2 protein-coding genes and 1 pseudogene are annotated in these 2,520 nt (G+C 73.8%); all 3 read right to left on the bottom strand.

All coding sequences use genetic code 11. The features are described 5' to 3' along the window. Window positions 1-7: 7 nt before the first annotated feature. Complete coding sequence (locus SZN_RS36670; protein ID WP_007505860.1) at window positions 8-1,216, bottom strand: phospholipase D-like domain-containing protein; 1,209 nt, start codon at window positions 1,214-1,216, stop codon at window positions 8-10. A gap of 109 nt (window positions 1,217-1,325) precedes the next feature. Further along, window positions 1,326-2,240 (bottom strand): YihY/virulence factor BrkB family protein, encoded by a 915-nt coding sequence (locus SZN_RS36665; protein WP_007505858.1) that lies wholly within the window; start codon window positions 2,238-2,240, stop codon window positions 1,326-1,328. Further along, window positions 2,230-2,520 (bottom strand): annotated as a pseudogene (locus SZN_RS41795) (hypothetical protein); the annotation flags it as partial. The pseudogene SZN_RS41795 and the gene SZN_RS36665, both read right to left, overlap by 11 nt.

Here is a 2,520-nt window from a genome sequence, read left to right as displayed (position 1 = left end):
GTTCAGCTCACAGGAAGCGGCGGATCGGCGTGACCAGCGCCTCCTTGGCGCGTTGCAGGGCGGCGCGCCGCCGCCACCGCCCGAGGTCGATGTCCACGCTCTGCCGGAGATCGGCGTCGTAGTCGCGGTCCAGCTCGGCGGTGAACTCCTCGTCCAGCACGGCGAGCATGACCTCCTCGTCGTGGTCCATGGAACGCCGGTTGAAGTTCGTCGAGCCGATGAGGGCCGCGACGGAGTCCACGGTGATGATCTTGGCGTGCATCATGGTCGGCTGGTACTGCAGGATGCGGACCCCCGCCTCCAGCAGTCGGGTGTAGTGCTGCTGCCCGGCGAGCTGGCACGCCCGCTGGTCGGTGTGCGGGCCCGGCAGCAGGATCTCCACCCGCACCCCGCGGCGCGCCGTCGCGCACAGCAGGTCCACGAAGTAGGTGTCCGGGGCGAAGTAGGCGGTGGCCAGCCGGAAGCGCTCCTCCGCGGAGGTGAGCATCACCCTGATCAGGGTCTGCATGTCCTGCCAGCCGATGCTCGCCGAGCCGCGCACGACCTGCACCACCGACGAGCCCGCCTGCGGGTGCTCCGTGAAGCGGTCGCGCTCGTCGAACAGGTCCTCGTGGCACTCCGCCCAGTTCTGCGCGAAGGCCGCCGCGACCCCGTCCACCGCCGGACCGCGCACCTGGACGTGGGTGTCCCGCCACTCACCGGGCCCGCCGGCGTCGCCGCACCACTCCTGCGCGATGCCGACGCCGCCCGTGAACGCGGTGTCCTCGTCGATGACGAGGGCCTTGCGGTGGCAGCGGTGGTTCTGCTTGAACGGCGACAGCCACACCGGCTTGCGGAACCAGGCCACCTGCACGCCCGCCTGCGTCATCAGCTCCAGCAGCCGGCCCTCGATCTCCTTGGCCCCGAACCCGTCGAGCAGGAGCCGCACCCGTACCCCCGCACGGGCGCGCTCGGCCAGCGCCGAGGCGAAGTCATGGGCGATCTGGCCGCGCCAGTACACGAACGTCATCATGTCGATGGTGTGCTCGGCCCCGCGGATCGCCCCGAGCATCGCGGGGAAGATCTCGTCGCCGTTGCGCAGGACCACCAGCTCGTTGCCCTCGGTGGCCGCGACGCCGATCAGGCGCTCAAGACGGCGCCGCAGCCGCTGCTTGCGCTCTCTCGCGCGGTCCGAGGTGTCAGGACCGGCTGACGCCGGTACGTCATCGATTATCACGCCGTATCTCCCCAGGAAAACGAAGCCGAGAACCCCCGGGCCCGCCGGACGGGCCCCACCTCCGCATGCCCCGTCGGCCCCGGGACACGCCCGCCCTCGTCGCCGCCCCCTACGCGGCGGCGCCGGCCCGCTCGCCGCGCGGACCGGCGCGGCCCCTGCCCAGCTCCGCCGTGAACTGCGCGCCGCTGAGCAGCGCCAGGTTGGACAGCCACAGCCAGACCAGGAAGACCACGAACCCGGCGAGCGAGCCGTAGAGCCTGCTGTACGTGCTCAGATGGGAGGCGTACAGGGCGAACCCCGCCGACACGGCCAGCCACAGGGCCGCCGCCAGCACACCGCCGGGCAGACTGCGGCTGCGCCGCCGGGCCGCGGCCGGACCGGTGTGGAAGACCACCACGACCAGGAGCGCCACCAGGCACAGCAGCAGCGGCCAGCGCAGCACGCTCCACGCCCACGCCGCGGTGCTGCCCAGCCCCAGCATCCCGCCCACCGTCTCGGCCAGCGGGCCGCTCAGCAGCAGCGCCAGGGAGCCCGACAGCAGCAGCGCGAGCAGCGCCAGCGCGGTCAGGACGATGCGGTGCGCCTTGCGCCAGGGCGAGCGGTGGTCCTCGACGCGGTGCATCCGGTGCAGGGCGCGCCGGAACACCGCGAGGTAGCTGGACGCGGACCACAGGGCGCTCGCGGTGCTGACCACCAGCAGCGGCCAGGCACTGCCGTCGGCGTCCAGCATCCGCGTGAGCGCGGCGTGCAGGTCGGCGGCGGACTCGGCCGGGGCGTACGCGGTGACATGGGTGACGAAGTCCTTCGCCGTGTCCGGGCTGATCAGCCCGAACGCCAGCACGGTGCCGAGCATCGCGGGCAGCACCGCCAGGATGGCGTAGTACGTGAGCGCGGCGGCGTAGTCGGAGATGTCGTCGTTCCACAGGGACGCGGGGGTGCGCCGCAGCGCGGGCCACCACGCGGCCGGCACCTGGGGGCGGACGAACCGGCGGACGGCGCTCTGGGGGAACTGGTCAGCTGACATGCGGCGTCCGGTGGGAGGCGGCGCTCAGGCGCAGGCGGGTACGGGCGGTGTACGGGGCGGCCGACGCCTCGGCCTCGGCCGCCAGCGCGCACAGGGTGGGAAGGACCTCGTCCGGCGCGGTGCCCGGGTCCAGCCAGACCCGCCAGCGCACCTCCAGTCGGCGCCGGGAGCGGGGCACCACCCGGGCGCGGCTGCGGGCGACCCCGGGGACCGCGGCCGCGCGCAGCGCCAGCGCCTCGGCGAGCGCCCCGGGCCGCAGGGTGGCGCCCGGTGCCGCGAG

The organism is Streptomyces zinciresistens K42 (assembly GCF_000225525.1).
Lineage (GTDB): Bacteria > Actinomycetota > Actinomycetes > Streptomycetales > Streptomycetaceae > Streptomyces > Streptomyces zinciresistens.
Note: the sequence above shows the minus strand (reverse complement) of the source record. Positions and strands in the feature narration are given on the sequence as shown.